Genomic DNA, 6235 nt, shown 5'->3' with positions numbered 1-6235 from the left:
GGGGTGGCGGCCGGGTATCGGGGTGATCCGGAGACGACGGCGGTCAAGTTCGTGGAGGCTGCGGGGGGTCGCTGGTATCGGACCGGGGATATGGGCCGGTACTGGGCGGACGGCACGCTGGAGTTCCTGGGCCGGGCCGATCATCAGGTGAAGATTCGTGGGCATCGGATCGAGTTGGGTGAGGTCGAGGCCGCGCTGGAGGCTCACCCGGGGGTGAGCCGGGCCGTCGCTGTGGCGGTGGGGGATCGGCGGCAGCGCCGGCTGGCCGCGTTCGTCACTCCGGGCGATGTGGACCAGGGCGGGTTGCGCTCGTTCCTGGCCGACCGGTTACCGGGGTATGCGATCCCGCCGGCGATCACGATGCTGGACCATCTGCCCCTGACCGCCAACGGCAAGATCGACAGATCCGCGCTCGCCACGGAGACGGAGCCACCACCGGACGGCGACGACCCACCACGCCCAGGCGTGGAGCAGCAGCTCGCCGAGCTGTGGGCCGAACTCCTGGAGATCCCGCCGCCAGGCCGTGGCCAGAGCTTCTTCACCCTCGGCGGAGACTCGCTGCTCGCCACCCGCTTCGCCGAGATCGTCCGCCGCAGGCTCGGCGTCGAGCTGTCCCTGCGCCGCTTCTTCACCACCCCCACCATCGCGGACTGCGCCGAGGCGATCGGCCTGACGACGGACGACACCGAAGAGGAGGGCGTGCTGTGACCCAGGCACCGGCCGCACCAGAGCCGACCGTACGAGACCTGATCGCCGACATGGAAGCGGCGGGAATCCGACTGTGGGAGGACGGCGGCGGCCTGCGCTTCCGCGCCCCCAAGGGAGCGCTGACCGAGGAGCGGCGCGCGGCGCTGCTCGGCGCCAAGCCCCAGATCATCGCCCACCTGCGCCGCGCGGCCGAGGCCGAGACGGTGCGCCCCGACCCGGGACACCGCCTCGACCCCTTCCCCCTCACCGACGTGCAGCAGGCCTACCTGCTCGGCCGCAACGACGCCTTCGGCTACGGCGGGGTCGCCTGCCACGGCTACGTCGAGGTCGCCTTCCCCGAGCTCGACCCCGAGCGTGTCCAGGCGGCATGGCGCACGATGATCGAGCGGCACGACATGCTCCGCGCCGTGATCCACCCCGACGGCCACCAGCAGGTGCTGGCCGAGGTTCCCGCCTACGACGTGCAGGTGAGCGACCTGCGCGGCACCGACCCCGACCAACGGCTCGCCGCCATCCGCGAGGAGATGGCGCACACGCTCTACCCCGCGGGCAGCTGGCCCCTGTTCGAGCTGCGGATCTCGCTCACCGACCGCGGCGCGCTCCTGCACGCCTCGATCGACCTGCTCATCGCCGACTACGTCAGCATCCAGCTGCTGCTGGGCGAGCTCCACCAGCTGCACGAGAACCCCGATGCGGACCTGCCGCCCGTCCCGGTGAGCTTCCGCGACTGCGTGCTGGCCCTGCGCGCGCAGCGCGAGAGCGGCCGGTACGACCGCGACCGCGCCTACTGGTGGGCCCGCGTCGACGACCTGCCACCGGCGCCCGAGCTGCCCGCGCTCGACCAGCAGGCGGAAGCGAGGTTCCAGCGCTGGGAGAGCCGGGTCGAGCCGGAACAGTGGGCCAGGCTGCGCGCCAGGGCGTCGGCGGCCGGCACCACGCCGTCGCAGGCCGTGCTGGCCGCCTACGCCGAGGTCATCGGGCGGTGGAGCCGAAGGCCAAGGTTCACGCTCAACCTGACGCTGCTCGACCGCCCGCCCCTGCACCCGTCGATCGACCAGGTGGTGGGCGACTTCACCACGCTCAACCTGCTCGCCGTCGACACCACGCCCGACCGGCCCTTCGCCGACCGCGCCCGCGCGATCGGCGAGCAGCTCTTCGCCGACATGGAACACCGCCGCTGCGGCGGCATCGAGGTGATGCGCGAGCTGGCCAGGAGGCGCGGCCGCGACGCCGCGCTGATGCCGGTGGTGTTCACCAGCGCCATCGGCCTCGGCCAGGACGAGGCCGAGCACGGCAAGCCGGAGTACGGCATCAGCCAGACCCCCCAGGTGTGGGTCGACTGCCAGGTCAAGGAGCACCGCGGCGCGCTGCTGGTCAACTGGGACGTACGCGCGGGGGTGTTCCCCGACGGGCTGGTGGACGACATGTTCGCCGCCTTCACCGCGCTGCTGGACGGCCTGTCCTCAGAAGAGGCCTGGGCCGGGGCGTCTCCCGTCGACCTGCCCGCCGCGCAGGCGCGCGCCCGCGCCCTCGCCAACGCCACCGCCGCGCCGCTCCCCGGCGGGCTGCTGCACGACGAGGTCGTGGCCCAGGCCCGCCGCACACCCGGCCGCACCGCCGTCGTCACCTCCGAGGGCTCGCTCACGTACGGCGAGCTGCTCGGCCGCGCGACGGCGGTGGCGCGGGCGCTCGGCGCGGCCGGTCACGAGCCCGGACAGATCGTCGCCGTCGTCATGGACAAGGGCGCCGAGCAGGTCGTGGCCGTGCTCGGCATCCTCATGGCCGGCGGCGCCTACCTGCCCGTCGACACCGGCCAGCCGCCCGTCAGGCGCGACCGCATCCTCGCCGACGCCTCGGCCCGCCTGGTGCTCACGCAGTCGTGGCGCGCGGAGGACGGCTGGATCGCGGTCGACACCCTGCGGCCCGTCGAGTCGCCGCCGCCCGAGGCCCGGCGGCGGCCGGGCGACCTGGCGTACGTCATCTACACCTCCGGCTCCACCGGAGTGCCCAAAGGCGTGATGATCAGCCATCAGGCCGCCCGCAACACCATCGACGACATCAACACCCGCTTCGGCGTCGGCCAGGACGACCGGGTGCTCGGCCTCGCCAACCTGGGCTTCGACCTGTCCGTGTACGACATCTTCGGGCCGCTCGCGACCGGCGGCGCGCTGGTGCTGCCCGACCCGGCGCGCAGGGGGGACCCCGCGCACTGGGCCGAGCTCGCCGCCAGGCACGCGGTCACCGTGTGGAACTCCGTGCCCGCACAGCTCCAGATGCTCCAGCACTACCTGGACGCCGAGCCCACTGCCGAGCTGCCCGAGCTGCGGCTGGCGATGGTGTCCGGTGACTGGGTGCCCGTGGCACTGCCCGGCCAGATCCGCCGCCGGCTGCCGGATCTCGACGTGGTCAGCCTGGGCGGCGCCACCGAGGCCGCCATCTGGTCCATCCACCACCCCATCGGCGAACCGCTGCCCGGCTGGGTGAGCGTCCCGTACGGCAGGCCGCTGGCCAACCAGGCCTTCCACGTGCTCGACGCCTCCATGCGGCCCAGCCCCGACTGGGTGCCGGGAGAGCTGTACATCGGCGGCGCCGGGGTGGCCATCGGCTACCTCGGCGACGAGGCCAAGACCGCGGAACGGTTCGTCCGGCACGCGGGCGAGCGCCTCTACCGCACCGGCGACCTGGGCCGCTACCGGCCCGACGGCACCATCGAGTTCCTGGGCAGGGAGGACTCCCAGGTCAAGATTCGCGGCCACCGCATCGAGCTGGCCGAAGTGGAGACCGCGCTGCAGGCGCACCCGGCGGTCGCCGCCGGCACCGTGATCGTCGACGGCGACAGGGCGCTCGAACGCCGCCTCGTCGGCTTCGCGCAGGCCGTACGGAAGGAAGAGAGCGGGAGCGACGAGCCGGACGTCGCCGCCGCGGCCGAGGCGGCGGGCCGCGCCGCGCTCGACGGCGTCGACCTGCCGCGCGTGGTGGCGGTCGCCGAGACGCTCGACGAGATCGCGCTCACCTCGATGGCGGCGGCGCTGCGCGCGGCCGGGCTGTTCGCCGGCGACGGCGACCACGACCTGGCGGAGATCCTGGAGACCGCCCGGGTCGCGCCCGACCACCACCGGCTGGTCCGGCGCTGGCTCGCCGCGCTGCACGAGCGCGGCCGGCTCGGCCGCGACGACGCCGGCCGCTACCACGGCCTGCGGGAGCCCGCCGCCCTCGACCCGCTCTGGCACCGCGTCGAAGGCCTCACAGAAGGGCTCGACTACGGCGCCGAGCTGATCAGGTTCCTGCGCGTCAGCACCACGCACCTGCCCGAGCTGATGCGCGGCGAGCTCGACGCCCGCGAGCTGCTGTTCCCCGAGGGCGAGATGGAGACCGCCGAGGGCGCCTACAAGGACAACGTGCTCAGCAGGTACGTCAACCGCATCGTGCGCGCCGTCATCGGCAGCGTCGCCGAGCGGCACGCGGGCGGGCCGCTGCGCGTCCTGGAGGCCGGGGCGGGCGTGGGCGGCACCAGCGCCGAGCTCATCCCCGAGCTGGCAGGGCACCACGTCGAATACCTGTTCACCGACCTGTCGCGATTCTTCCTCGGCCAGGCCGCCGAACGGTTCGCCGAGCACCCATGGGTGCGCTACGGCCTGTTCGACATCAACGCCGACTACCGCGCCCAGGGGTACGAGCCCAACTCCTTCGACGTCATCCTCTGCGCCAACGTCCTGCACAACTCGCACGACGCCGCCGCCGTGCTCGCCAGGTTCCGTGAGCTGCTGGCGCCGGGCGGGTGGCTGGTGTTCATCGAGACCACCCGCGAACACGTGCAGATCATGAGCTCGATGGAGTTCCTGATGAACCCGCACGACTACGCCGACGTGCGCCAGGGCCGCGACCGTACGTTCGTCGCCCGCGAGGAGTGGCTCGACCTGCTCGCGGGCGCCGGCGCCACCACCATGGCCTGCCTCCCCGGGCCCGACGACGCGCTGGCCTCGCTGGGGCAGTGTGTGTTCGCCGCCCGCTTCCCCGCCGACCGGGAGCACATCGACCTCGCGGAGCTGCGGGCGTTCCTGGGCGAGCGGCTGCCCGGCTACATGATCCCGTCCCACGTTCAGGTGGTCGACGAGCTGCCGCTGACGGACAACGGCAAGATCGACCGGGCGCGCCTGCGCTCCCTGCTGCCCCGTACGGCCGGCGAGAGCACGCCCGCCGGTGAGGAGCCGCGCGACGACCTCGAACGGCGGCTCGCCGCTCTCTGGGCCGAACTCCTCGGCCTCCAGCAGGTCGGCAGGGATCAGGACTTCTTCGCGCTGGGCGGCGACTCCCTGCTGGTCACCCGGCTGGCCGGGCGTGTACGCGAGGAGCTGCCCGAGGCGCACAACTTCTACTGGGACAGCCTCGTCCGCCAGCTCGTCAACCAGCCGACCGTCGCCGCGCTCGCCGCCCACCTCCGCCAGGCCCGCGACGACCGCGACCGCGGCCTGTCCAGGACGAACGTCAGCCCGCTGGTGCGCCTGGCCGGCGGGCAGGGCCCGGTGCGGGTGCTGCTCCACGACGGCACCGGCACCCTGACCCCCTACCGGGCGCTCTCCCCAGAGTTGTCCGATGGGCCCCTGCTCGGCCTGGTGATCAACGACGCGGGACACTACCTGGAGCTCGACCCGGCCGCCGCGGTGGAGTCGCTGGCCGGATCGTACGCGCAGGTGCTGCTCAAGGAGGACGCGCCGAGCTACCACATCATCGGCTACTGCATGGGAGGCCTGATCGCCACCGAGGTCGCCCGCCGGCTCACTGAGGGCGGCGCCACCGTCGACGAGCTCACCGTCATCAGCAGCTCACGATTCCCCTACCGGATCAGTGACGAGCTCATGCTCGAGTACGGCTTCGCCCAGGCGTGCGGGCTCGACCCCGTCCAGCTCGGCTACCCCGAGGAGGACCTGGCGCGCGCCCTGCGGGCCGTGCTGGAGTCCTCGCCGGGACAGGTGCGCGAGGGCGCCCTGGCCGCGCTCGCCGGCTCCGCCGACCCGGGCCTCGCTGCGATCGGCGGCCGCTTCGCCGAGCTGTCCGCCATCTCGCCCGCCGACCGCCTGGCCGCCGTCGCCCGTGGCCTGGACCATCCGCCCGAGCGCGTCGACCTCGCCTACCGGGTGTTCAAGCAGAGCTTCACCGCCGTCACCCACTACGACCCCGAGCCGTACGCGGGCGACATCACGTTCCTGCGCCAGCGCGGCACCACCAACCTCGTGCCGACCCTCCAGGACGACATGACGGAGTTCTGGCAGGACCTCTGCCTGGGACGGCTCGCCGTACGCGGCGTCGAGGGCGACCACTTCACCTGCCTCGACCAGGGCCACGCCGCTGGAGTGGCCAAGCTGATCACCGGGACGACCGCGTGATCGGCATCCTCGGCGGCTACGGAGCGGTCGGCGCCACCACCGCCCTCCTCCTCACAGGCCGCGCCGTGAACGTGCGGGTGGGCGGGCGTGACGGTGCGGCGGCGCGCCGGTTCGTCGCCGACGCGCCGCCGCACCGTCACGCC

The 6235-nt window shown here is 73.3% G+C and carries 2 protein-coding genes; both read left to right on the top strand.

All coding sequences use genetic code 11. The annotated features are described in order from the left end of the window. Positions 1-708: non-ribosomal peptide synthetase (locus E1294_RS50510; RefSeq protein ID WP_165977944.1), on the top strand; the 708-nt coding region annotated here is incomplete at its 5' end. Continuing rightward, positions 705-6092, top strand: a complete 5388-nt coding sequence (locus E1294_RS50505; RefSeq protein WP_246083861.1) for a non-ribosomal peptide synthetase — start codon at positions 705-707, stop codon at positions 6090-6092. The genes E1294_RS50510 and E1294_RS50505, both read left to right, overlap by 4 nt. Positions 6093-6235: the final 143 nt, after the last annotated feature.

This window comes from Nonomuraea diastatica (assembly GCF_004349015.1).
Taxonomy (GTDB): domain Bacteria; phylum Actinomycetota; class Actinomycetes; order Streptosporangiales; family Streptosporangiaceae; genus Nonomuraea; species Nonomuraea diastatica.
The sequence above is the reverse complement of the archived record's forward strand: the minus strand, read 5'-3'. Positions and strand labels throughout refer to the sequence as shown.